Source organism: Niallia alba (assembly GCF_012933555.1).
GTDB classification, from domain to species: domain Bacteria; phylum Bacillota; class Bacilli; order Bacillales; family Cytobacillaceae; genus Niallia; species Niallia alba.
This window is the reverse complement of record NZ_JABBPK010000001.1, coordinates 3,834,392-3,857,207: the sequence shown is the minus strand read 5'-3', so window position 1 is coordinate 3,857,207 and position 22,816 is coordinate 3,834,392. Positions and strand designations below refer to the sequence as shown.

Below are 22,816 nucleotides of genomic sequence, written 5' to 3'. Positions count from 1 at the left end.
TTTTATATCGCCTGATTAGTAAAGTTGAATTCTTCTTTTTGGGAATCCAATTGTTGTCTTGCTTGCACTAATTCATTTTGTAGAGTAGAAATTCTTTGCTCTTGCTCGGTGATTTTATTGGTCAATTGATTGGAATAATCATCAGAAGGGTTACTGCCTAGTTGTTCGATTAGTTGTTTAACTTCCTTCATCATATTTGTTAATTCAAATAATTGATCATCTAGACTATCAATTTTTTCTTCAGATTGAAGAATTAGTTGGGTTGCATTCGCTAAATCTGTTTTAGTAGGAAGATTAATATAATTACTTAATTGTTCTGTGTAATTTTGAATTTGATCTATTTTGTTGGTTAATGGATTTGCTTTTGAATTAGTTAAATCAATGATAGACATTTGATTTAAGCTATTTTTAATTCGATTATTTAATCGATATTGTAGCAATGTTCCACCTTTTTTTAATAACTCATAAAAGTCGATTGTAACATGAGCCATTTTCCTATCCCTCTTTCTTTTCTTTTTTTAGCTTGCACTTTACTTATAGACTTGAAGAAAGTCCACCATCAATGGCAATAGTTTGTCCGGTGATATAATTGGATGCTTCTCCGGACAAGAGAAGAATAATTCCGTCTAAATCAGTTAGTTCCCCTAAACGTCCTGCCGGAATTCTGGCAGTAATTTGTTTATAATGGTCTTCAAATACTGTCGTTATTTTTGTCGGGAAAAATCCTGGTGCAATCGCATTTACTTGTATATTGTAGGGGGCTAATTTTATAGCTAATTCCTTAGTTAACGTAATAAGTGCACCCTTACTTGTGTTATACGCAATCGCATCTAATAATTGTGGTGGTGTACCATTAAATGCTGTAACGGAAGAAACATTGATAATTTTGCCTTGTTTTTGCTCCACCATTTGTTTAGCGACTGCCTGTGAAAATAAAAAAGAACCTTTAAGATTAACCTCGAGCACTTTGTCCCATTTGTCCTCTGGATAATCTAGAAAAGGTGCCATCCAGGAAGTACCACTGTTATTAATTAAGATGTCTATCGTTCCGAATTTGGCGATTGTTTTACTTATAACACGGTCTATCTCCTCTTTTTTGGATACATCGCAAGGAAGGGCTAATACGTTTACCCCTTTATTCTGTAACTTAGTAGCTGTCTTTGTACACTGTTCTATGTTTCTCGAACAAATGACGATATTAGCACCTGCTTCCCCTAATGTAGTAGCCATCTGTTCTCCTAATCCTCGACTCCCTCCAGAGATAATTGCTGTCTTATTCGTGAAATCCAAAAGTGAATTCATTTTATTTACCATTCCTCCTGCGACATCTATTCCATATAGTATAGACAAGCAATGTCCTAAGGGTGAATAAATTAATGGATTTACCTATGCCTATCCTAATTCTTCCTTATTTACAAATAGTGATGGCTTTGTCCTATTTGGAAATTTAGGATTAACAGGCGATAGCCCAGTCCAAAAAGAGGGCATTCGCATAGAAAATAGAGAGAGAGAAATAAGTCTAAAAAGAGAGTGGAGGTAATTGTGAATGATGCATGGATATCCTTATCAATATCCGCAGCAAGATTCCAGAGCTTGGTTTGCAGCACCATTTGTGGGCGGTTTATTAGGCGGAGTATTAGGCGGAGCTTTAGTTAGACCTAGACCGTTTTATGGCCCGGTGCCATATGGTCCAGTCCCATATGGCCCAGTACCATACGGACCTTATCCTTATTACTAAAATATCGTGGTTATATGTAGCTTTTACCATAAATGAAGATCCTACTTGATAGAGGTAAAATCAACGAGCTTCCTAAGAGAAAGTAATAACGAGTATTGAGAAAAAATTTAAAAAATAAATAGCGTTTCGTTTAGATTATTTCAGGCTGAACTTATGTACAGTCTGAAATAATCTATTATTCATGAAAAGAGGGTTTAGCGCCATCTTAATTGAACAGACAAATAGCAGCAATGTGGGGGCTTATTTTTATGGTCAAAATTTAACGTTATTCCATCTGGATTATAAGATATCTTCGGAATTTCTTTTATACCAATTGATTTAATTAATTGTTCAACCGTTGCTGTTTTCGATAATTGGGCGGCACTCATTAAGTTTTTAGAAAAGTCAGGGGAATTAACTAATTGATTTAAACATGCTTCCACGTCGGGTAAAAGTGTTAATGTATCCTTAGCAGAATCCATAAGTTTAGCAGGATTTACCTCGGGAAATTCTCGAAAATAAATTGGGTAATGAAGATATGGATGGAATGCTGCTGAAGTAGTAGTATTGCGATGATAATAAAGAGCTTGGTACATAGTAGCCATTCCTTTCGTACATAAAATTCTAACTTCTTCCATCATATTCTCTATAGAGGGAGAATATGATTAGCGCTAAAAAATAAAGACTTGAAATCACTTAAAGGGCAAATTTGCCTTTGATTTCAAGTCTTTAAAATGGGATCGATTATTCAACGCGCTTTCGCTTTTCTTAAAATTTATTGCGATGTTCGACTAAGTCAATTGCTCCTAAGACAACATGCGCTAGTCCGAAACCGAAAACAGTATTGGAAATCATGGAATCAATTTTCCGATTTTGCTTCATTACGATACCAGCAGTTGTAACGGCTGTTCCTAGGACGGTGGGAATTAATCCTTCACGAATATTCTTCATATGTTATTCTCCTATGATGTTTTGGTCCAATAGAAGGACGTCCTTATTATTCACTATTTTGTACAAGCTAAACCCACCGAAACAATGGTTCATTAGGCAAATCATGGCTTATTTGCTTCTTTCTGCTGCATCTTTTGCCTGTTTTAAATCATCTCTTATCGTTTCCTCTGCCATTGGTACTTCACTATTATAAGCAGAGCGAATAATAAGTTGCCCAGCTACGGGAGATGTTAAGAAAATAAAAGCAATCGCAAGAATTAAACGAGAATTAAAAATTTGTTCTAATTGGAAAAAATACAGACAGGCACCAAGGAGAATAAACATTACTCCCAGCGTCGCTGATTTCGATGCTGCATGACTTCTTGTATACACATCTGGTAGCCTCAATACTCCAATGCTTGCAATTAGACTTAATAAGGCTCCTAAGAGAATAAGAATCGCTATAATAATATTAATGATTGTCTCGGTCATTGTCGATAATTACTCCTCTCTCCAGGTACTTAGAAAAAGCCACCGTACCAATAAAGGCTAAAATACTAATAAGAAGAATAACTTCCAAAAAGGCCGAAGTTTTTAATACTACTGATAAAATAGCAGTAATAGCAACAAGATTAATTCCGATTGCATCAAGTGCAACCACTCTATCAGGGGTGGATGGTCCCTTTACAACTCGATAAATGAATAAAATAGTCGAAATAGAAATGATAAGTAAAGATATATGCATGATCGTTTGGAACATTAAAGACTCACCTCTTGGATCGCTTTTTCAAAGCTATTTTTGATACTGCTGATTGTAGCCTCTTTATCACGAATGTCCATCGCATGAATATAGAGAATTTTATTGTCCTCAGATATATCCACAACAAGCGTTCCAGGTGTGAGGGTAATAAGGTTACAAAGGATCGTTATTTCCCAATTCTTTGTTAAAGCTGTTTCTAGGGCGAAAATTCCGGGTGTCACTCTTAGCCTTGGTCGAAGTATAATTTTTAACACCGCAATATTGGAAAGTACTAGTTCTCTTAGAAAAATACCTAAAAGTTTTATAATGGAAACAACTCGATATAAATAAAACTTATCGGTGAAAAATCTTCTTGTAATATAAATGAGCATTAATCCGATAATAAACCCGATTAGAAATGTGTCTGGAGCGAAGGAACCTTTCAGAAACATCCAAACAAAACTGATTAAGAAATTTAATAATAATTGAAAAGCCATTGTCATCACTCCTTTAATACGGCATGTATGTAGTTTTCCGGTTGCAACAGGCTCTCAGCAGCTAGAGAAATATATGGTAAAAGCATCTCTACTCCAATGCCTATAAGGAAGGAAAGAAGAACTAGTATACAGCCAGGGAATAAAAGTGTCTTTATAGGCTTTTTCGTAACATTATCTGATTCATCTCCCCAAAATGCTTTAACAAAAATCTTGATAACAGAAAGTAATACGAGGAGACTAGATAGAACAATAATAAAGCCACCAATATAATTACTTTCTTCAAAAGCCCCTTGGATAATGAGTAATTTACCGACAAATCCACTTAATGGCGGAATTCCCGCTAGCCCAAGTGCTGCAATAAAGAATGTCCAAGCAAGTAGAGGATATCTCTTTATTAATCCACTCATAGATTTTAAATTACTAGTTCCGGTAATATAAATTATGATTCCGATTAATAAGAATAGAGCTCCTTTAATAATCATGTCGTGTATCAGATAAAAAATCGCTCCAGTTAGTGAAGCTGTATTAAATGTCGAGAATCCAAATAAAATAACGCCAATCGCCGTAACAATATTATAGATAATTATTTTCTTTACATCATTATAAGCAATGGAACCGATAGCCCCTAAAATGATCGTAATAAGAGCAAGAGTGCCTAATAACGCAAAGACATATGAATCCTCGTAAAAGAATAGGGAGTATGTTCTAGCAATTGAATAAACGCCAACCTTCGTTAATAAAGCTCCAAATAATGCAAGTATCGGTATTGGAGCGGCGTTATAAGATCCTGGAAGCCAGAAGAATAATGGGAAAATCGCGCCTTTTAGTCCGAAAACAATTAAAAACAAGACCGCAATAACGGTTAATATTCCAGTATCACCCAATCCACTGATTCTCTCTGAAATAAACGCCATATTTAAAGTACCAACAACAGAATAAAGATAAGCAACTGCAATAACAAAGAGTGCTGAAGCGACAACATTTATAATAATATATTTTACTGTTTCTCTTAACTGTATTTTGGTATTTCCAAGCACAAGTAGTACATAGGAAGCCATTAACATCACTTCAAAGAAGACAAACAGGTTAAAAATATCCCCCGTAGAAAAAGCACCAATAACACCGACTAAAAGAAATTGAATCATGGAGTAATAAAAGTAATTTTCTCTCTCGCTATCGATTCCTTTAAAAGAATAGAGGATGCAGCAGAATGCGATAATGTTTGTTGTTAACACAAGAAGCGCTGATACCATATCTGATACAATCGTTATCCCAAACGGTGCATCCCAATTACTTAAATTAACTGTTTGAATTCCTGCATTTTTAATTTTATCAATCATAAATAGTGCAACAATAATGCAAGTACTAGTACTCAACAAGGAAAAAATGCGTTGTAAAATGATTTTCTTATGAAAGAAAATCAAGATAATTCCCATAAATAAAGGAATTAAAATTGGAAGTAGAATTAGATTAATCATACTTTTTCCCTCTCAACTTCTCCATATTATCCGTTCCTAATTCCTGATAAGTTCTGTATGCGAGCACTAACAAGAAAGATGTAACTCCAAAGCTAATAACAATGGCAGTTAATATTAATGCTTGGGGTAATGGATCAGTATACCTTTCTGCATGCTGTCCTAAGAGAGGGGCAGCACCTTTTTTTAATCCGCCCATCGTTAATAATAATAAATGAACCCCGTGGCTCAAGAGTCCTGTTCCAATAATAATTCGTAAAAGACTCTTAGAAAGAATTAAATACGTTGCACACATAAATAGAATGCCGATGATGAATGCCATTAAAAATTCCATTAGTCATCCTCTCCAATCGTTTGAATAATGGTCATTGTAACGCCAACTACTACTAAGAAAACACCCAAGTCAAATAATGCAGCAGTATGAAGAGACGTTTCTCCTAATAAAGGTAGGTGCACATGTTTATTAAAAAAATGGGTTAAAAATGGTTTGTTAGAAAGTACAGCAATCATTCCTGTTAAAAAGCTTATTAACAGTCCTATTGCGGTAACGTAAATAAAATTTACAGGGAAGATTTTCTTCACAAATTTTAAATCGTAAGCAATAAGTAATAAAACAATCGCTCCACTTGCCATTAATCCACCGATAAATCCTCCACCTGGTGTATAATGTCCAGCAAAAAAGAGATCAACAGAGTATAGGAGTATTAAAAAGACAATGACTTTAGTAATCGTTTGTAAAACTAAATTATTTATTTTCATTTTTCTTTCCGCCCATTCTTAAGGTTATCATCGAATAAATACCAATTGCAGCAATAGCTAGTACTGTAATTTCAAAGAGAGTATCAAATCCTCTGAAATCAACTAAGATAACATTGACCATATTTTCTCCTGCCGCTTTAATATAGGTATTATCCACATAATATGGAGAAATGGAATCGAATAATTTTGTGCTATAAGAGGCAATGGCAATCAGCATTACAACCAGCCCTACTAGCACAGAAATTACTGCATTTGATATTTTGAAAGGAATACTTTCCTTTTTCCTTGCGTTTCTAGGTAAATGATAAAAACATAGTAAAAATAAAGCGACAGAAACTGTTTCAATGACCAATTGAGTTAACGCAAGGTCAGGTGCTCGAAATACTACATAGAATAAAGAAACGGTATAACCGACTGCACCTAAAAGAATAATAGAGGTCAAACGTGATTTAGAGAACAATATCGCTATAGTCGAAATAACAAGAACAAGCGATAGAACAGCTTCATATCCTCCAATTGGTGCTAGTAGGGAAGTGTCTATTTTAAATCCATCCTTCGCAAATAAAGTATAAAAAAGGATAAGGGTAAAGAAAGAAAAGATATAAATCAAATAGGTACGAAGGGAACCAGTCATATATTTATTCGTCAGTTTGTTAAATGTATTTTCTGTTTCTCCAAATAACCAATCATATATCCGATTCCAAACAACAGGAATAGCTTGATAAATAACAGACCATTTCGTCACTGATAAATAAAGGATTGTTCCAAAAACGATAACGCCAATTGTCATAAATAATTCTGGTTGGAATCCATGCCAATGATAGATATGCAAATCATAAACGCCTCCACCATAAATAGATGTAATGGCAGGGGATAGAATAGTATTAGATAATACCCCGGGAAATAACCCGAAAATCACAACAAGAGATACTAATATAATTGGTGAAATTAACATTCCCATTGGTGCTTCATGTGGCTTAGTAGATAATTTTTCTGGTTGATATTTTCCGGTAAAAGTCTTAAATACAAGAATCATACTATATACGAATGTAAAGATACTACCAACCCAAGCGATGATTGGTAATAGAACTCCCCAAGTATCTAAATGAAACATATTGAAATCACGAATATTCAACATGCTCGCAAAGAACATTTCCTTACTAAGGAATCCGTTCAATGGTGGGATACCAGCCATTGATAGCGAACCAATCAATGCAATAGCAAATGTGATCGGCATAATTTTCATAAGGCCGCCCAAACGACGAATATCTCTTGTACCTGTTTCGTGGTCAACAATCCCAGCCATCATAAATAAACTACCTTTAAAGGTTGCATGATTGACAAGATGAAAGACTGCCGCAGCTGTTGCGATATAATAAATACTTTCATTGTCATAATGAACACCTGCAGCACCAATCCCTAGTAAAGACATAATCATTCCGAGCTGACTGATTGTTGAGTATGCAAGAAGTCCTTTTAGGTCTACTTGTTTTACGGCAAGAAATGATCCGTACAATAGGGTAATAATCCCGATAAGTGATACAATCCAAAGCCAATAACCAGATACTGCAAAAACAGGACTTAAACGGGCAATAAGATAAATTCCCGCCTTAACCATCGTAGCTGAATGCAAATAGCTGCTGACTGGAGTTGGAGCTTCCATCGCATCCGGCAACCAAATATGGAATGGGAATTGAGCAGATTTTGTAAATGCTCCTAGTAAGATACAAATCATCCCTAACATAAATAAAGGATGAGAGATAATAGAGTTTTGTTGAACAGAAGTAATAATTTCTGAAATATTGAATGACCCTGTCATTAAATATAGGAGTACAATTCCAGCTAATAAGGAAAGACCACCAAATACAGTAATAACCATCGATTTAATTGCTCCATATCGAGAGTTACTTCGGTTATTCCAAAAACCTATTAAAAGAAACGAAGAGATACTTGTAATTTCCCAAAACATATATAAAACAATCAAATTATCGCATAATACGACTCCAAGCATAGCTCCCATGAAAAAGAGAAGATACACGTAGAATTGATTAAGCTTTTCTTTATCTTTATCTAAGTAATAGATGGAATATAAAATAACAAGTGAACCGATTCCAGCTATTAATAAGGAGAAAAGCATCCCAAGACCGTCTAATTTTACTGCGAAATCAATTCCTAATGATGGGATCCAAGGGATTGATGCTATTTTTGCCTGTAAACTGGAGGTTGTCCCAATATTACTGGAAAAATAAACAAATAGTAGAATTGGAAGTGGAAGTACGAACCATCCTGTATGTACCCTTTTCAAAAGTTTGTATGTGATAGGAATCAATAGGGTGTATATAAAAGGCGCAAGTACAGCCCAATGAAGAATAGACAAATTAAACCCTCCTTAATTAATCTGAAAAAGTCGCTTGATAATGAATGAATATATTAAAGTATAACGCAAAAAAAATGACTGTGCACAGAGGAAACATGAAATATATTGGGCGATAAACTTTGCTATTAAATAGGAAGAAACCGGTCAAAAAACGGGAAAATTTTTTTTGCTTTTTGGTGTAAAATAACCACCTTTTTGCTCAAACTAATGATGAGGTGGTTATAAACATGCATATGAAAGCAAAGATATGGATGTCTATTTGTATATTTTCTCTTTGTCTTTTAGTAGGAATCTTCTTGAATGATTTTCAAAAAAGGGAGTTTTATTCATTAACGGAGCTCCTATTAATAGAAGAAGACGACTCTCTTATTCTCGAAGAAACAATGATTCCATTTGAGCCAAGAGAATATATCCGGAAAATGGCAGTAGAATAATGGTTTGAAAAAGAGGGACAGCCTTACATAAGGATTTGTCTCTTTTTTATGTTTTACCGGTGAGATAAAAATATGTGCAGGAAGAGAAATGTTTTTGCTTAACTATGTGATAAAAACAAAGCTTTTTTCTCTCCAAAAAACACAGTGAAAAAATACAGAAAATTAAAAAGGTTAAGTGATATTCTGTTATAATATAGATAGATAAATAAGGGAAACCAGCTTGTGTGAAGAAACATAGTTTGGAATTATTTTTGAAAAGAAAGAACAAATTGAACACGCGATCATGTGAAATATTGATGAAAAAGAAGGTGAAAGAATGGAAAAGCAACATTTATTTATTGACTTTGAATTCACCATGCCGGAGAAAAGTAGTAAGTTTAAGGGGTTTTATCCAGAAATTATTGAAGTAGGTATTGTCGCTGTTGTAGGTGATTCAATAAGGGAACAGTTTTCGTCTTACGTTGTACCCCGTAAGTTTTCAACACTTTCAAGGAGATGCAAATCTTTTCTACATATTTCACAAGAACAAGTCAATAACGGGATATCTTTGTATGATTTAATGAAAAAGCTTGAAACAATTTGCGGAGGATACCAAAATATCATTGTTACATGGGGAAACATGGATATGAAAGTGCTTAAGGACAATTGTCAAAAGGCACAGCTTCCCTTTATCGTGTCATGTAAAGAAGTGGATTTATCGATGGAATATAAGCGTTTTTTCGGTGATAAAAACCAAACTGGTTTATGGAAAGCGGTTAGGGAGTATGGAAGAGAAGGAACTGGAAAACATCACCGGGCACTAGATGATGCTTTAACCACCTATCATATTTTTAGACTAGTTGAACAAGACAAGAAATATATGGGCAAATCAAATCAACCAACTATTGGAGATTTAATTGATATGTCCAAATTACTGAATAAGTTTGCCTAAAAAGACGAAGAGGTCAATCTTCGTCTTTTCTGTTTAGGCTATTTTCGTAAAGTTTGTTGCTATTACCCGCAGCCGGAATACACTTCGCTTTCCATTGGGCTCGCGCTTCGCCTCCGGGGTCGTAGAATGTCTCGCTAATCCCACAGCAGTCTACGTGTATTCCGACTGCTCTATTTTCCAACTAATTCTTTTCTCCTGTTGAAAAAACAACAATCTTTTAGAAAATAGCCTTTGTTCACATGCATTTTAAGGTAGCTTATAGTATTCCGTATTTAGTATGTCTAAATTTTTCATACTTTGAATAGCGAATGCAGACTCGTCTGCTTGGAGTTCTTGGCGCATTTTTTCTAAGGCAACTTGTAATGATTCATTATAAGAAGGGATTGAATCCTCTTTATACAGTTTGACCATTTTCTTTGGAGCATTCATCTGTTCCCGATAAGAAAGAGCTTTTCTTTCATGGAATATTTCAACCATTGCTTCTTTCGGCTGATGCAAATCACCTTGCATCGGATGCTTTAAGACTGCAAGAACTCGTACTAAATAACTCTGAGGACGGATTTCCGTAATTTCTCCGATGTATTTTCCTGTTTTATAAAAGGCGGTTACGATAGAACCGATAGATAGTTCTGACAATCAAATCCCTCCAAGTATTATTTCCTTTTATAGTATCACAAATAGACTGTATATGATAAACGAGAAGAGCTGTATAATAATGAAGGCTTTTTCAAATAATAATACCAAACCGTCCATGGAGGAAAAAAGATGAAAAAACTGAGTTTATTGGCATTTATAACCCTTTTCCTAACCGGCTGTGCGGAAGGTGAAGTGACGAAATTAGAGGTAGAAATGTTTAATGATGTTGGAGACTCTTTAGGAACAATTGAGCTACAAGAACAGTCTAAGGGAGTAAAATTATCTTTAAATTTAAAAGGTTTAACTCCAGGGATCCATGGTATTCATATACATGAGACGAATAAATGTGATGCTCCTGATTTCCAATCTGCAGGTAATCACTTCAATCCAGATAATAAAGAACATGGTTTACTTCACCCAGAAGGTGCCCATGCTGGTGATTTGCCCAATATCCTAGTAAAGGAAGATGGAACAGTAAAAGCTGAGCTAATGGCACCACAGGTAACTCTTAGAGATGGAAAAACATCATTGTTTACAAAGGATGGGACGTCTATTGTTATTACTGAACAACAAGATGATGGAATGACTCAACCAGCAGGCGATTCTGGGGAAAGAATTGCGTGTGGAGCAATTAAGAAGAAATAGTTCTTGGTGAAGAAAAAAGACAGGCGACTCTTGAGTTAACGGGTTCGGATTAAGAGTACAAAAACTTAAATAGCATATCAATTTTAGGTTCAAATCGCATATGATTTGAACCTTTTATTTTTGTTGATTTAAAAGGGTTTAATCGCAATTGACGTATAAAATAGCACATAAATTAGCATACTAATTAACAGGAAGACAATAGCTAATGTCATACATTCGAAAAGTATGCTAAAATGTATCCCAAAATAATTGCTAAAATTGATGTCAAATATAGAGGTGAAACAAGGATGAACTTTATTAAACCGAAAAACAAGAATGTTGAAAAAGTCGATTGGCTGTTGTCAGAACGGACCAGAGCCATTGTTAAATACTATGCCGAATATACGGAATACAGCGAAAGTGAAATTGTTGATAAGTTCTTGTTGAACATCCTTGAAGACAAAGATTTCATTGGTTGGATTGAAAAGAAGCGAAATAATCGCCGTATCGTGAAACAATTAGAATTGGAACATTCATTGGAGGAGGATGTAATTGGCTAAGTTAAAACGGTTAGCTACTAAAGATGATAATCCTGTTATTGTCCATTCCCCTTTGTCAAACGAGGAGCTAACGAACCGTTTGAAAGATTACGACAAACTCACACCAAAACAGTTTGGCACAAAATATAAAGAGTTGTTATTTAAACCTGCTGAGTTAACTTGGAATGGACAACTACTCCAATTCCAGTACAATCATTGCCTCAATCCTTATTGTAAGTGGTTCGGTTTGCCTCAAGAGAAGTTTGATGTAAAGGGTAAACCGAGCCGATATAAACTTTCTGGTGCGGGTGATGATAAATCATTAAATTGTAATCCAGACCCCATCAAAATAGGATACGGTGCAGTTTTGGACTCTAGGACTTATGTTGTTTCGAATTGGTCTGTGGCGGAAGAAATTGAACGATTGGTCCGTATTCAAACGGTTGAGGATATTGAACCAGATTATGATTTTCATAAGGAAGGGTGTATTGCTTCTGATTTAACCCCTTTTATCGAACCAAAAACTTTCTATAAAAGAGGAAAAAGTACGGCTAACTCTCAACGATACCAATGTAAGGAGTGTAAGAAGTTTACCAATGTGCTCCCAAACCAAAGGCAATCATCCACCTACCACCAGAAAAGAAGCGAGATAATGCCGTTATTTGCTAAACTCCTGCTTAATCGAACGCCAGTGAGTAGAACCTGTGAAATCTTAGGGATTGGCAGAGGTACTTATTATGATAAGCTCGAAATCTTATACCGAAGGTGTTTGGAGTTTCTAGAAAAACACGAAACCAAGCCTTTAATAAACGCTGAATTCAAGAAAATGTGGTTGAATACGGATAAGATGACCTATTATTTAAATAATGTCCGCAAAAAGGGGCAAGGCAGTTCTCAATTTGATGGAATCGAGGAACTTCAACTACCAACAAGTGTAGTTATTTCCGCTGATGTTCTCTCCAGGTATGTGTTTCGATGTGATGTGGCATATGATTGGGATATTACCTTAAGTGACATTGCCCTTGATACGGCATTGTTGAAAGAAGACCATTTAAACTTATTTGCTAAAAAACACGCTCGGTTTGATGCATATTCTCATTTCCCAATGCCACCATCTAAAAATGATACACAAACACAATCGGATTACCATAAAGAACTGCTTAAAATAGAACGTCGGGAGAAATATATTGACGGACTGCACGTTCAGGCAGCCTACACCACTATCGCTCATTTTTGGTTGATTAAACAGCTTGTAAAGACTTCTGAATGGCGTTTTGTCACCGATGATGATAAATCATTAATCAACTCCATCCATCGTGTATTTTCGCAGGAAATTCGCCGTACAGATGGACACCATTTTTTATGCCAAACGGATAAGACCAAATCTCGCAAGAAAGCCTATGAGGAATTTAAGGAGGCAAAAGCGAATTTATTGGAGTGGGGCTCAGTAAGGGATATAGGAACAAATTCTTTACGCAAATTGGCATATCTATACCTTACGGAATTATTTGAAACTCACAAATTCCATAAAGTCGAATCAGATGGGGTGAGTTCCCATAACGAGTATGCCGATAATCCAATTGAACATCCTTTAGCTACACCTGACAGAGGGTTTCGGTCAGTTGATTGCACAACGGATGTCTCCTTTCTTGAGGCAAAAGATGTTGCGGCATTAATTGTAAATGTGAATGATAATGCCACGAACACCTTCATTCAACACATTCGGAGAAGGTTATCCATTTTAGAAAGACCACTGACAACGGCTCGTGGCGATGGAAAGAGCTATATTTACTCAAACTTCAATCCAAAGTATGCTCAAATGGCTTTAACCATCCTTCGGACTTATTACAATTTCTGTTTGGCTTATAAGACAAAGGAAGGAAAAACTGAAACAATCGCTACACCTGCTCAACGATTAGGAATAGCTAAAAAACAATATGAATTAAACGACATTATTTATCTAAGATAAATATTCTGAAAAGTTATCAAAGGATAGTGGAAATATATGTTAAAATTATAATATAAATCATAAAGGGGTGAGGAGTGTTGGATACATTCAATTGGATTGTTTTTCTTTGGCAGGTCTCCTTCGGGGTTTCAATAATTACATTACTAATTGGATTAGTAAAGCGGTCTTGGGTATCAATGCTTATCAGTTCTGTAACGTTCCTACCAGTCGCTTATTACTTTCTTGGTGCAGAAAACGGATTGAGGCTAATTGGGTTTATACCAATTCTACTTCTTATACTCACAATAGTATTTTGGCGAAGTAAGAAAAGAGCATAAATAACATTAAAAGAGGGATGGTTTCCATCCCTCTTTTGGCGATTTTTAATGCTAATTTAACTGATAATTATCGGTTGAAAAATGTGTTAATCGGTACGTTTTTTTTATTGTTAATTTAAATTTTGTACTTCAAAACCGAACCCGTTACTCTTGAGTCTCCCGTCTTTTCTTTGTTTTTTTCTGGAAAAATGTTTTCGATAGCGGCAATTACTACTCATGCTACGAGTTACTTGCATCAAACTTTATAAAAATAGTTTTTAAAATATTTTCTATGTCATTACTGAAATGTTTGAACAAGAATAAAGAGGTTTAATGCGACAATTAAAATAGCCATTATCCATGAAATAACCGTAATCCATTTCGTGTTAACTAGATTTCCCATGATACGTTTTGAACTAGTAAACATTATTAGTGGAATAAGAGCAAAACCAATTCCAAACGATAAGGTTACTTGACTTGCAACAAGTGCAGTCGTTGGATTAATTCCGAGTGCTATGATAGCAATTGGCGGTACCATTGTAATAAATCTTCTAACATATAATGGAATACGAAAATGGATAAACCCTTGCATAATCACATCACCGGACATTGTACCCACAGATGAGCTAGATAATCCGGCTATTAATAATCCCAATCCAAATAGAATGGCTGAAAGGGGGCTAACTAATTGTCCGAAATAGTTAAAAGCTATATCTAAATCTTCCACAAATAATCCATTCTTATGAAATAATGCACTAGAAACGATCAATATCGCTCCGTTAATAAAACCTGCAATCAACATGGCAATGAGAATATCGATAAATTCAAAGCGGAAAATTTGCTTTTTCTCTTTATCTGTTTCCCCAACAATTCTTTTTTGTGTTAATGCAGAATGTAAGTAAATAGCATGGGGCATAACAGTTGCGCCAAGGATTCCTGCTGCTAAAATAACACTATCCATTCCATCAAATTGAGGGGTAAATAATCCGTGAAGTAAAGATGGAACATCCGGCTTCGCAAAGAACATTTGTACGATAAATGAAAGGACAACAATGAATAACATGCCGGTAATTCCCGCTTCTAGGGATCGATAGCCTCGTCTTTGTAATTCAAGAATAGCAAAAGACCCGACAGCTGCAATTAGACTAGCCTCCAATAGAGGAATGCCAAAAAGGAGGTAGATACCAAGTGCAGCCCCAATAAATTCTGCTAAATCAGTTGCCATAATAACAAGTTCACCTTGTATCCACAAACCGATAGAAACTGGTTTTGGAAATTCTTCTCTAGCTACTTCAGCTAAGTTTTTGCCTGTAGCAATTCCTAATTTTGCTGATAATGATTGAATGACTAATGCCATAATATTGGAAAATAGAATTACCCATAATAATAAATAGCCGTATTTTGATCCAGCAGCAATATTCGTTGCGAAATTTCCTGGATCAATGTATGCAATCGCTGCAATGAATGCTGGACCTAAAAAGGGAAGGATTCTTTTTAGACCTTTAACTTCCCCATTTAAAATACTTTTTGCTGATCTAGAAGGGGTACCTTCTATTGATTGGTTTCTTCCCATTTTTCTCACCTGATTTTACTTTGGTTTAAAAAGTTTCTCTAATGCAACTTTTATATAAAAGATATTCCTAAATTAGAAAATTGTCAATCTATTTGTGTTAAATAAGTTAGGAGAAATTTTGTGAATTTATCCTATTCTTAACGGGCAGGAAGATTCCTGCCTCAAGCTGTAGAAAATAGAGGAGGCTAGGCTTAGACGTTGAAACTCGCCCATAAGGGACACTAATCATCAGATAGGGATAAGGGAAACCTCCCAATGATGGAAGTTTTCTTTAAATAGAGAATAATATGGGAAGATTTTTTTGTAGGAGGAGAGGAAGAAGGATGAAAAAATAAAATAAAAAAACCTAGCTGAGTTTCAGCTAGGTTTATAGGCTATTATTGTACTTCTTGTTCACCAGTTACTTCTCCATCAATTACAGCAGATGCTTTGAATTCATCGCTCTTGTAGTATACATTACCATCAACTTTTGCAGTTGCGTCTACAGTAAATCCGTTAGCTTCTACATAAACATCACCAACAAATGTACCACCTTGAATTTTGAAGTTTTCACTTTGTACTGTCATTTTAGGAGCAGTTAAAGTGAAAGAATCAATGATGTTATGATCTTCATCTTGTGTATAAAGACCAAGTTTACGATAAAGTGGATTTGCAGCATCACCTTTATCGTGGAATTCACCTGCAACTACGATATCGCTGTCAACTGTTAAATCTTGAAGTGTTGCAACAATCCAAGTACCGTTTTCACTTAATCCATTAACTAATGCATCTGCTTCGTTAACGATAGAAGCAGTTGTTACTACATCAGCTTTATCCTCAGCTTTATTATCTTCTTTTTTTGGTTCTGTGTCTGTATTTCCGCAAGCAGTTAAAAGCGCTCCTGCTAAGATTGAAGCAAGTAAAATTTTTGGTGTAATTTTCATCATTTGTTCCCCCTATAATTGTTCTTTTTTATTGTCTGTGAATGGATTCACAATACAACATTATATTAACACACACATTGCAGTTGTAGAGAGGGGAGGTGTGTCCAATTTGTGAAAGAAATAAGGTAAAAATGTGACTTTATTTTAATAATCAGAAAATAAAAATAATTTAAAATAAGAAAAAAGCAAGCTAGGCTGAGATAGAGTTTCTCAGTCTAGCTTGCTTTACTACGTTAGAGCAAATATTTGTTTACTTCATCCACTCTGGTTTCCCAAAGCCTTCAAATTCTTCATCAATTACTTTTTCAAACTCTGCTGATTCAACAGCTGCTTTAATGTCTTTAGCAAATGGAGTATCTAAATCTTTTGTATTAACAACAACACGGTTACGATATTGGTCCAGCATATTTTCTAATTGAAGGGAATCTAATAAATTCATTTTAGCTGCTAGTGCGAAGTTCCCTGGAACAGCAGATAAATCTACACTGTCTACAGCACGTGGTAATTGTGCTGCTTCAATTGGTTCGAATTTTAAGTTTTTAATATTTTTCGTTACATCTTTATCAGAGACAGTAAGTGGATCGGCAGCTGAATCAATTTCAATTAAACCTGCTTCTTCTAAAATTAAGAAGGCACGAGCTGCATTAGTTGGATCATTAGGGATAGCAATTGTCGCACCATCTGTAATGGCTTCTAAACTGTCAAATTTATTTGAATAAATGCCCATTGGAGCAGTTGGAACAGAAATTAGTTCGGATAACTCTAAATTATTTTGTGCAGCAAAAGATTCCAGATAAATTTTGTGTTGGAATAGGTTCGCATCAATACTTCCTTCAGCTAATGCATTATTTGGTTGCACATAGTCAGTAAACTCTGTAACTTCTACTTTATAGCCTTTATCTTCAAGAATAGGTTTAATTGCTTTTTTTACCATGTCTGCATAAGGGCCAGAAGTTGCACCTATATTAATCTCTTTTTTCTCTCCTGCGTCCGCATTGTCTTTCTCTTGTCCACAAGCGCTAAGTACACTAAATGATAGTAGTAAAAGAAATCCGATAAGTATTTTTTTCATTGTTTTTCCTCCTAAAGTATTATTTCGATTTAACGTTTATCCAATGTTTTTGAAATTTTGTCTCCGAAAAATTGAATGATTTGAACTAAACAGATAAGAACAACTACGGTTGTAATCATTACAGTATTATCATAACGATAATAGCCATATTGAATCGCAAGATCGCCAACACCGCCGCCGCCGACTATTCCGGCCATGGCAGAATAGGCTATTAAATTGATTATCGTAATAGTAATCCCTTGAATGATTCCTGGTCTCGCTTCTGGAATTAATACTTGCCAAATAATCATCAAGGGGGAAGCTCCGATAGCGACTGAAGCTTCAATAACCCCTTTATCAATTTCTCGAAGAGCTTGTTCTACTATTCTCGCAAAAAAAGGAATGGCAGCGACTGATAGAGAAACGGAAGCCGCAGTTGGACCGATTGTTGTGTTTGTAATCCATTTTGCTAAAGGTAAAAGAGCTATTAATAAGATAATAAAAGGGATCGAGCGAACCATATTCACAGCAAAGCCAACAATGTTTTTAATAAATGGGTTTTCTAGAAATAACCCTTTATCGGTAACAAATAAAAGTATTCCTAACGGTAAACCCACAATAATGGCCACAACAATAGAGATGCCTACCATATATAAAGTTTCAAAAAAAGCAGAATTTAAATCAGGAAGTAATTCTATAATATAATTCCAATCAATGCTAAGAGGCATGATGGATCACCTCCACGTTTTTGGTGCGATCTTTAATATACTGAATCGCTTTTGTAATCTCATCGTCCTCACCTGTTAATTCCATGATGAAAATACCAAGTGGATTGTTTTGGATATATTCAATCTTGCCATGTAGAATATTTCCTTTCACTTTGTAGTGCTGAAAGGCATCAGAGATAATTCCTTCTTCTGCAATTGGTCCCTGAAAGGTAACCTTAATAATTTTTCCTTTTCTTTCCTCTAATAAGTGGTTTGGTAATTCAAACTGAAGAATGCTGTTCACAAAGTTTTTAGTAAGCTCCTGCTTCGGATTAGCAAACATATCATAAACTGACCCTTCTTCAATGACCTTTCCTGCTTCCATTACAGCCATTCGATCGCAAATATCTTTTACCACTTCCATCTCATGGGTGATGAGAACGATAGTTAAACCAAGTTCTTTATTAATTCTTTTTAATAATGCAAGAATAGACTTTGTGGTTGTTGGATCAAGTGCTGAAGTTGCTTCATCACAAAGCAGTACTGCTGGATTGTTAGCAAGTGCCCTAGCAATTCCAACCCTTTGTTTTTGTCCACCGCTTAATTGTGCTGGAAAGACATTTTTTTTATCTGCTAACCCTACCATCTCGAGCAATTCTATTACCCGTTCATGAGTTTTCTTCGCTGGAAGATTTGCTGCTTTTAAAGCAAAAGCGATATTTTCATAAACTGTTTTACTACTTACAAGATAAAAATGTTGAAAAATCATTCCTATTTTTAACCGGGCAGCTCTTAATTGCTTTTGATTTAATTTTGTTAAGGAAATATTATCGATGATAACTTCGCCGCTTGTAGGCTTTTCCAATAAATTGAGACATCGAAGAAGAGAGCTTTTTCCTGCACCACTGTAGCCTACAATTCCGAATATTTCTCCTTTTTTAATGGATAAAGAAACATGGTCAACGCCTACGACTTGGTCTTTTTTCGTTTTATATACTTTTACTAAATCGTTTATTTGTATCATTAGAAATTACTATCCCCCTTTGCATAACCATTTGCTCGTTTAATGCCGTCTTTAAAAGATCGTTTTCTTTAAGTAGATTTATGAAATATTTTTTTAAAATATCTGGAAAATAAAAAAACTTCTTTCATTTGAAAGAAGTATCGTATATATATACCGATCTTATCTTTCAGAATAAGTCATTCTGCAGGAGTTAGCACCTTCCTTTAGGAAAGGAGGTTGCTGGATGTCATCGGGCCTGTTCCCTCAATCTCTCTTGATAAGTAAATATGAAATTTTCACTAAATGAATAATAAAGCTAAAATACTGAATTGTCAATATAAATTTACAATTTAAAACGGTCTGATTCTATCCGATAATCCCTTCTTTTCGCTTATGTTCTTTAAAGGGATATATGATAGAATGTTCTTTAGCAAACAGGAACAAAGGGTGGCAACGAATGAATAGTCAAGAAATGAATTTAGAATTTATCCGTTTATTAAATGAATGGGATCCTATTTTCAATAGGTGAGGGGAATTATGAAACAGAGATTGCGGACAGTCTTCAAGCTTTATATGATTTGGATTCGGAAGAAGAACTAGCGAATGCTATCCAAGCTATTTATGAATTTTCTTTCGAAGAAGTCATTCCATTAGAAAATTGCTTAGCAATCTCAAATAAACTAATGTATGTAAAACGAAGTAGTTCTTGTTCTTTTTAAAGGGAAAACTGAATTTTTGTGCATTTATCCAACTCTTAACGGGCAGTAAGTCCCCGAGCTCAAGCTGCGGAAAAGCGAGGAAGTCAGATGGTGAAACTCGCCCGTAAAGGTCCCTATCATAAGTGGTGGGGGCGGAAAAAAAACGTTACAGATGTAAGTTTATATAAAAGATTAGTCTAAATGTTCATTCCTGTTGGGGGTTCCCTTTTTAATTCATTATGGCGGAAAAAATCATTTAAATAACAGAATCAAAAAATGAAATTAGTACGATGAATTTAGCGATAATTTGGTATAATGAGAATATTTCAAGCGAGCAGGAGGATAAACATGAGATTAACAGATAAGGAAATTGAAATTGCGGAAATTCTAGAAAAAGATGCGAGGATTTCTGACGAAGATATAGCAAAAATGATTGGAGAAAATATAGAGAAGACGAAAGAAATGATCACGAAACTAGAAGAAATTAATGTGGTTGTTCGCTATACATCGATTGTAGATTGGTCAAAAGTAGAAGGCCATGAAGGAGTAACGGCAATGATTGATGTCAAAGTGACTCCGAAAAGAGGAGTTGGCTTCGATGAGGTTGCGCAAAGAATTTATCGTTTTAAAGAAGTTAAGTCATTATATTTAATGTCTGGTGCATATGATTTATCTGTCATTATTGAAGGGAAATCGATGAATGAAGTAGCTAGATTTGTTTCCGAAAAGCTTTCAACGCTGGATTCGGTTATCTCCACTACTACTCATTTTATTTTAAAACAATATAAGCATGATGGAACGATTTTTGAACCATCCGATGATGATAAAAGAATAGTGGTGTCCCCATAATGAAGCAAACCAAAAGTTATGTCGCACAAAAAGTAGAGGAAATGAAGCCATCTGGAATCCGCAGATTTTTTGATTTAGCTTCTGGGATGGAAGGCGTAATTTCTCTTGGGGTAGGAGAACCAGACTTTGTAACTTCCTGGTCTACAAGAGAGGCGGCTATTTTATCGTTGGAACAAGGATATACCTCTTATACAGCAAATCCTGGACTACTAGAGCTTCGCGAGGAAATTAGTCATTATATGCAAAAAAGATTTTTTGTTTCATATAACCCTGCATCCGAAATAATCGTTACGGTTGGAGCTAGCCAGGCAATTGATATTGCTTTACGAGCTATTCTTAATCAAGGAGAAGAAGTAATTGTTGTAGAACCGTGTTTTGTTTCCTATGCACCGTTAGTGACGCTTGCTGGCGGGGTTCCAATTACGGTTCAAAGCTTAAAAGAAAATGATTTTAAAATCAAACCATTTCAGCTAGAAGAAGTTATAACGGACCGCACAAAAGCAATCATGCTTTGTTCACCTAATAATCCAACTGGAACAACACTTTCCAAAGAAGAGCTTGCAGCAATCGTGGCAGTTGCAGAAAAACATGATTTACTTATTCTATCCGATGAAATTTATGCAGAGCTTTGCTATGATGAAGAATATACAAGTACAGCGGCGATAGAGGGAGCATGGAAGCGGACGATTCTTCTTTCGGGTTTTTCTAAAGGTTTTGCTATGACAGGCTGGAGACTAGGTTTTGTATGCGGTCCAGAAGAATTAATCCAAGCGATGTTAAAGATTCATCAATACAGTTTAATGTGTGCCCCAACAATGGCACAATATGCTGGACTTGAGGCATTAAGAAGTGGTCAAAACGATGTAGAAGAAATGAAGAAAAGTTATAGACGAAGAAGGAATTTTATTGTTCAGTCATTAAATGACATGGGGTTAACTTGTCATATACCTGGCGGAGCCTTTTATGCCTTTCCTAATATAACCGCAACAAAAATGAACGCTGAGACGTTTGCTGAAAAGCTTTTGATGGAAGAGAAAGTAGCGGTTGTACCTGGAAGTGTATTTGGAGAAAGTGGAGAAGGGCATGTTCGTTGTTCTTATGCAACTTCTTTGCAACAATTACAAGAGGCAATGAAACGGATGAAACGCTTTGTTGATAAATATGCGTAATAGGTAAAAAAGAGGTGTTTATATAAGTGGAACAACTCATTGATTGGCGTAAAGTTGTTGTTCTTCCTTTATAACATCTCTTTTTATTGTGTTAATTTTATCCCTTTAAAGACATAGTTTATGCAATTGATAAACGGGAATCATAAATACAATAAATAAATCCTTTTGTAAATATGCCGATATTGTGATATAATCTTATAATGCGTATAAAAGGAAAAATTAATATAAACAATTAGGAGTGTTCTCATGTCAGATAAAATCGAAGTTGGAAGTGTTATTAAAGGAAAGGTTACAGGTATTCAACCTTACGGAGCGTTTGTTTCTTTGGATGAAAATACACAAGGTTTAGTTCATATCTCTGAAGTAACACATGGTTATGTAAAAGATATTAACGAATTTTTAAAAGTTGGAGATGAAGTGAACGTTAAAGTTCTTTCAATTGACGAAAACGCAGGAAAAATTGGTCTTTCTATCCGTGCAACAGAAGAAGCACCTGCACAACCGGAAGCTGCTAAAGCAAAAAAACCTCGTCCTAAGCGTCAAACATCTACTGTAGTTGAAACAGAAAACGTACAAGGTTTTAATACGTTAAAAGATAAATTACAAGAGTGGATTGATCAATCCGACCGTAACGATTTAATTAAAAAATAATTAATATTTATAAAAAGGCTGTCCATTATGGCTTTAAACTTCATTTGTATTAATCAGATGAAGTTTGCGCTTATGGGCAGCTTTTTTTGATGAGAAATTTGCTTTTTTCATAAAACCTTTAAATGGAACTAGGTCATCGAATAAAATAACGAATTATTAGAAAATATCGATAAGAAAATCTATCCTTCCACTGAAAAATCGGCTAAAGTTAATCTATAGAAGTTTCATTTTATCCCACTCTTAACAGACAGTAAGACTTCCCCCTCAAG

28 protein-coding genes and 1 riboswitch are annotated in these 22,816 nt (G+C 35.2%); of the genes, 11 read left to right on the top strand and 17 right to left on the bottom strand.

What is annotated here, in order from left to right:
* Positions 1-2: 2 nt before the first annotated feature.
* Both HHU08_RS18525 and HHU08_RS18520 read right to left on the bottom strand, forming a co-directional pair.
* Positions 3-491 (bottom strand): hypothetical protein, encoded by a 489-nt coding sequence (locus HHU08_RS18525; RefSeq protein ID WP_016202398.1) that lies wholly within the window; start codon positions 489-491, stop codon positions 3-5.
* Positions 492-534: 43 nt separating this feature from the next.
* The gene (locus HHU08_RS18520; RefSeq protein WP_205835646.1) at positions 535-1,302 is read right to left on the bottom strand and encodes a glucose 1-dehydrogenase; all 768 of its coding nucleotides are present in this window, start codon (positions 1,300-1,302) and stop codon (positions 535-537) included.
* Positions 1,303-1,546: 244 nt separating this feature from the next.
* Between HHU08_RS18520 and HHU08_RS18515 the strand changes: the two genes are divergently transcribed.
* The gene (locus tag HHU08_RS18515; RefSeq protein WP_016202395.1) at positions 1,547-1,738 is read left to right on the top strand and encodes a hypothetical protein; all 192 of its coding nucleotides are present in this window, start codon (positions 1,547-1,549) and stop codon (positions 1,736-1,738) included.
* Between the two features lie 194 nt (positions 1,739-1,932).
* Here HHU08_RS18515 and HHU08_RS18510 read toward each other — a convergent pair whose 3' ends face one another.
* From HHU08_RS18510 to HHU08_RS18470, 9 genes are all read right to left on the bottom strand, one after another.
* A complete protein-coding gene (locus HHU08_RS18510) occupies positions 1,933-2,313 on the bottom strand; it encodes a hypothetical protein (protein WP_205835645.1) in 381 nt (126 codons plus the stop codon).
* A 172-nt stretch (positions 2,314-2,485) separates the two neighbouring features.
* Entirely contained in the window at positions 2,486-2,668 is a 183-nt protein-coding gene (locus HHU08_RS18505; RefSeq protein WP_016202393.1) for a hypothetical protein, read from the bottom strand.
* Between the two features lie 108 nt (positions 2,669-2,776).
* Complete coding sequence (gene mnhG / locus HHU08_RS18500) at positions 2,777-3,139, bottom strand: monovalent cation/H(+) antiporter subunit G (protein WP_016202392.1); 363 nt, start codon at positions 3,137-3,139, stop codon at positions 2,777-2,779.
* Positions 3,120-3,407 (bottom strand): Na(+)/H(+) antiporter subunit F1, encoded by a 288-nt coding sequence (locus HHU08_RS18495; RefSeq protein ID WP_016202391.1) that lies wholly within the window; start codon positions 3,405-3,407, stop codon positions 3,120-3,122. Before HHU08_RS18495 ends, mnhG begins: the two co-directional genes overlap by 20 nt.
* A complete protein-coding gene (locus HHU08_RS18490) occupies positions 3,407-3,883 on the bottom strand; it encodes a Na+/H+ antiporter subunit E (RefSeq protein WP_016202390.1) in 477 nt (158 codons plus the stop codon). The genes HHU08_RS18495 and HHU08_RS18490 overlap by 1 nt, the downstream gene beginning before the upstream one ends.
* A 5-nt stretch (positions 3,884-3,888) precedes the next feature.
* On the bottom strand, positions 3,889-5,361 hold the full coding sequence (locus HHU08_RS18485; protein WP_016202389.1) for a Na+/H+ antiporter subunit D: 1,473 nt from the start codon (positions 5,359-5,361) through the stop codon (positions 3,889-3,891).
* Complete coding sequence (locus tag HHU08_RS18480; RefSeq protein WP_016202388.1) at positions 5,354-5,692, bottom strand: Na(+)/H(+) antiporter subunit C; 339 nt, start codon at positions 5,690-5,692, stop codon at positions 5,354-5,356. The genes HHU08_RS18485 and HHU08_RS18480 overlap by 8 nt, the downstream gene beginning before the upstream one ends.
* Positions 5,692-6,117, bottom strand: coding sequence for a Na(+)/H(+) antiporter subunit B (locus HHU08_RS18475; RefSeq protein ID WP_016202387.1), 426 nt, complete (start codon positions 6,115-6,117; stop codon positions 5,692-5,694). The genes HHU08_RS18480 and HHU08_RS18475 overlap by 1 nt, the downstream gene beginning before the upstream one ends.
* On the bottom strand, positions 6,104-8,494 hold the full coding sequence (locus tag HHU08_RS18470; RefSeq protein ID WP_169189014.1) for a Na+/H+ antiporter subunit A: 2,391 nt from the start codon (positions 8,492-8,494) through the stop codon (positions 6,104-6,106). Before HHU08_RS18470 ends, HHU08_RS18475 begins: the two co-directional genes overlap by 14 nt.
* 227 nt (positions 8,495-8,721) lie before the next feature.
* On the opposite strand from HHU08_RS18470, the gene HHU08_RS18465 reads away from it, so the two are divergent.
* Positions 8,722-8,928 carry a hypothetical protein gene (locus HHU08_RS18465; protein WP_101729205.1) on the top strand — a complete coding sequence of 69 codons (207 nt, stop codon included), beginning with the start codon at positions 8,722-8,724 and terminating at the stop codon, positions 8,926-8,928.
* Positions 8,929-9,244: 316 nt separating this feature from the next.
* A complete protein-coding gene (gene kapD, locus HHU08_RS18460) occupies positions 9,245-9,859 on the top strand; it encodes a 3'-5' exonuclease KapD (RefSeq protein WP_101729204.1) in 615 nt (204 codons plus the stop codon).
* Between the two features lie 246 nt (positions 9,860-10,105).
* Here kapD and HHU08_RS18455 read toward each other — a convergent pair whose 3' ends face one another.
* Complete coding sequence (locus HHU08_RS18455; RefSeq protein ID WP_016202383.1) at positions 10,106-10,495, bottom strand: kinase-associated lipoprotein B; 390 nt, start codon at positions 10,493-10,495, stop codon at positions 10,106-10,108.
* A 129-nt stretch (positions 10,496-10,624) separates the two neighbouring features.
* On the opposite strand from HHU08_RS18455, the gene HHU08_RS18450 reads away from it, so the two are divergent.
* From HHU08_RS18450 to HHU08_RS18435, 4 genes are all read left to right on the top strand, one after another.
* Complete coding sequence (locus HHU08_RS18450) at positions 10,625-11,140, top strand: superoxide dismutase family protein (protein ID WP_016202382.1); 516 nt, start codon at positions 10,625-10,627, stop codon at positions 11,138-11,140.
* Between the two features lie 287 nt (positions 11,141-11,427).
* Entirely contained in the window at positions 11,428-11,679 is a 252-nt protein-coding gene (locus tag HHU08_RS18445; protein WP_169189013.1) for a hypothetical protein, read from the top strand.
* On the top strand, positions 11,672-13,627 hold the full coding sequence (locus HHU08_RS18440; RefSeq protein WP_169189012.1) for an insertion element protein: 1,956 nt from the start codon (positions 11,672-11,674) through the stop codon (positions 13,625-13,627). Before HHU08_RS18445 ends, HHU08_RS18440 begins: the two co-directional genes overlap by 8 nt.
* 77 nt (positions 13,628-13,704) lie before the next feature.
* Entirely contained in the window at positions 13,705-13,944 is a 240-nt protein-coding gene (locus HHU08_RS18435; protein WP_169189011.1) for a hypothetical protein, read from the top strand.
* A 277-nt stretch (positions 13,945-14,221) separates the two neighbouring features.
* Here HHU08_RS18435 and HHU08_RS18430 read toward each other — a convergent pair whose 3' ends face one another.
* The 5 genes from HHU08_RS18430 to HHU08_RS18410 all read right to left on the bottom strand — a co-directional run bounded on the left by HHU08_RS18430 (position 14,222) and on the right by HHU08_RS18410 (position 19,201).
* Positions 14,222-15,496 carry an Nramp family divalent metal transporter gene (locus tag HHU08_RS18430; RefSeq protein WP_169189010.1) on the bottom strand — a complete coding sequence of 425 codons (1,275 nt, stop codon included), beginning with the start codon at positions 15,494-15,496 and terminating at the stop codon, positions 14,222-14,224.
* A 377-nt stretch (positions 15,497-15,873) separates the two neighbouring features.
* Positions 15,874-16,422: a polymer-forming cytoskeletal protein gene (locus HHU08_RS18425; RefSeq protein ID WP_235678825.1), complete on the bottom strand. Its 549-nt coding sequence runs from the start codon at positions 16,420-16,422 to the stop codon at positions 15,874-15,876.
* Positions 16,423-16,669: 247 nt separating this feature from the next.
* A complete protein-coding gene (locus HHU08_RS18420; RefSeq protein ID WP_016202379.1) occupies positions 16,670-17,491 on the bottom strand; it encodes a MetQ/NlpA family ABC transporter substrate-binding protein in 822 nt (273 codons plus the stop codon).
* A gap of 29 nt (positions 17,492-17,520) precedes the next feature.
* Complete coding sequence (locus HHU08_RS18415; protein WP_016202378.1) at positions 17,521-18,198, bottom strand: methionine ABC transporter permease; 678 nt, start codon at positions 18,196-18,198, stop codon at positions 17,521-17,523.
* Positions 18,188-19,201: a methionine ABC transporter ATP-binding protein gene (locus HHU08_RS18410; protein WP_016202377.1), complete on the bottom strand. Its 1,014-nt coding sequence runs from the start codon at positions 19,199-19,201 to the stop codon at positions 18,188-18,190. Before HHU08_RS18410 ends, HHU08_RS18415 begins: the two co-directional genes overlap by 11 nt.
* Before the next feature lie 156 nt (positions 19,202-19,357).
* Positions 19,358-19,464, bottom strand: a riboswitch (SAM riboswitch).
* Between the two features lie 216 nt (positions 19,465-19,680).
* Here HHU08_RS18410 and HHU08_RS18405 point away from each other — a divergent pair.
* The 4 genes from HHU08_RS18405 (at position 19,681) to yugI (ending at position 22,547) form a co-directional block, all read left to right on the top strand.
* On the top strand, positions 19,681-19,899 hold the full coding sequence (locus HHU08_RS18405; protein WP_328823038.1) for a DUF1871 family protein: 219 nt from the start codon (positions 19,681-19,683) through the stop codon (positions 19,897-19,899).
* 327 nt (positions 19,900-20,226) lie between these two features.
* A complete protein-coding gene (locus HHU08_RS18400) occupies positions 20,227-20,727 on the top strand; it encodes an Lrp/AsnC family transcriptional regulator (protein ID WP_016202375.1) in 501 nt (166 codons plus the stop codon).
* Positions 20,727-21,896, top strand: coding sequence for an aminotransferase (locus tag HHU08_RS18395; RefSeq protein ID WP_016202374.1), 1,170 nt, complete (start codon positions 20,727-20,729; stop codon positions 21,894-21,896). The genes HHU08_RS18400 and HHU08_RS18395 overlap by 1 nt, the downstream gene beginning before the upstream one ends.
* Before the next feature lie 246 nt (positions 21,897-22,142).
* Positions 22,143-22,547 carry a S1 domain-containing post-transcriptional regulator GSP13 gene (gene yugI / locus HHU08_RS18390; protein ID WP_169189009.1) on the top strand — a complete coding sequence of 135 codons (405 nt, stop codon included), beginning with the start codon at positions 22,143-22,145 and terminating at the stop codon, positions 22,545-22,547.
* The last annotated feature ends 269 nt before the right edge of the window (positions 22,548-22,816 follow it).

Coding starts and splice junctions, on each gene's coding strand:
- HHU08_RS18525 (WP_016202398.1), bottom strand. CDS start 491: ATGGCTCATGTTACAATCGACTTTTATGAGTTATTAAAAAAAGGTGGA.
- HHU08_RS18520 (WP_205835646.1), bottom strand. CDS start 1,302: ATGAATTCACTTTTGGATTTCACGAATAAGACAGCAATTATCTCTGGA.
- HHU08_RS18515 (WP_016202395.1), top strand. CDS start 1,547: ATGATGCATGGATATCCTTATCAATATCCGCAGCAAGATTCCAGAGCT.
- HHU08_RS18510 (WP_205835645.1), bottom strand. CDS start 2,313: ATGTACCAAGCTCTTTATTATCATCGCAATACTACTACTTCAGCAGCA.
- HHU08_RS18505 (WP_016202393.1), bottom strand. CDS start 2,668: ATGAAGAATATTCGTGAAGGATTAATTCCCACCGTCCTAGGAACAGCC.
- mnhG (WP_016202392.1), bottom strand. CDS start 3,139: ATGACCGAGACAATCATTAATATTATTATAGCGATTCTTATTCTCTTA.
- HHU08_RS18495 (WP_016202391.1), bottom strand. CDS start 3,407: ATGTTCCAAACGATCATGCATATATCTTTACTTATCATTTCTATTTCG.
- HHU08_RS18490 (WP_016202390.1), bottom strand. CDS start 3,883: ATGGCTTTTCAATTATTATTAAATTTCTTAATCAGTTTTGTTTGGATG.
- HHU08_RS18485 (WP_016202389.1), bottom strand. CDS start 5,361: ATGATTAATCTAATTCTACTTCCAATTTTAATTCCTTTATTTATGGGA.
- HHU08_RS18480 (WP_016202388.1), bottom strand. CDS start 5,692: ATGGAATTTTTAATGGCATTCATCATCGGCATTCTATTTATGTGTGCA.
- HHU08_RS18475 (WP_016202387.1), bottom strand. CDS start 6,117: ATGAAAATAAATAATTTAGTTTTACAAACGATTACTAAAGTCATTGTC.
- HHU08_RS18465 (WP_101729205.1), top strand. CDS start 8,722: ATGCATATGAAAGCAAAGATATGGATGTCTATTTGTATATTTTCTCTT.
- kapD (WP_101729204.1), top strand. CDS start 9,245: ATGGAAAAGCAACATTTATTTATTGACTTTGAATTCACCATGCCGGAG.
- HHU08_RS18450 (WP_016202382.1), top strand. CDS start 10,625: ATGAAAAAACTGAGTTTATTGGCATTTATAACCCTTTTCCTAACCGGC.
- HHU08_RS18445 (WP_169189013.1), top strand. CDS start 11,428: ATGAACTTTATTAAACCGAAAAACAAGAATGTTGAAAAAGTCGATTGG.
- HHU08_RS18430 (WP_169189010.1), bottom strand. CDS start 15,496: ATGGGAAGAAACCAATCAATAGAAGGTACCCCTTCTAGATCAGCAAAA.
- HHU08_RS18425 (WP_235678825.1), bottom strand. CDS start 16,422: ATGATGAAAATTACACCAAAAATTTTACTTGCTTCAATCTTAGCAGGA.
- HHU08_RS18420 (WP_016202379.1), bottom strand. CDS start 17,491: ATGAAAAAAATACTTATCGGATTTCTTTTACTACTATCATTTAGTGTA.
- HHU08_RS18415 (WP_016202378.1), bottom strand. CDS start 18,198: ATGCCTCTTAGCATTGATTGGAATTATATTATAGAATTACTTCCTGAT.
- HHU08_RS18410 (WP_016202377.1), bottom strand. CDS start 19,201: ATGATACAAATAAACGATTTAGTAAAAGTATATAAAACGAAAAAAGAC.
- HHU08_RS18405 (WP_328823038.1), top strand. CDS start 19,681: ATGAATGGGATCCTATTTTCAATAGGTGAGGGGAATTATGAAACAGAG.
- HHU08_RS18400 (WP_016202375.1), top strand. CDS start 20,227: ATGAGATTAACAGATAAGGAAATTGAAATTGCGGAAATTCTAGAAAAA.
- HHU08_RS18395 (WP_016202374.1), top strand. CDS start 20,727: ATGAAGCAAACCAAAAGTTATGTCGCACAAAAAGTAGAGGAAATGAAG.
- yugI (WP_169189009.1), top strand. CDS start 22,143: ATGTCAGATAAAATCGAAGTTGGAAGTGTTATTAAAGGAAAGGTTACA.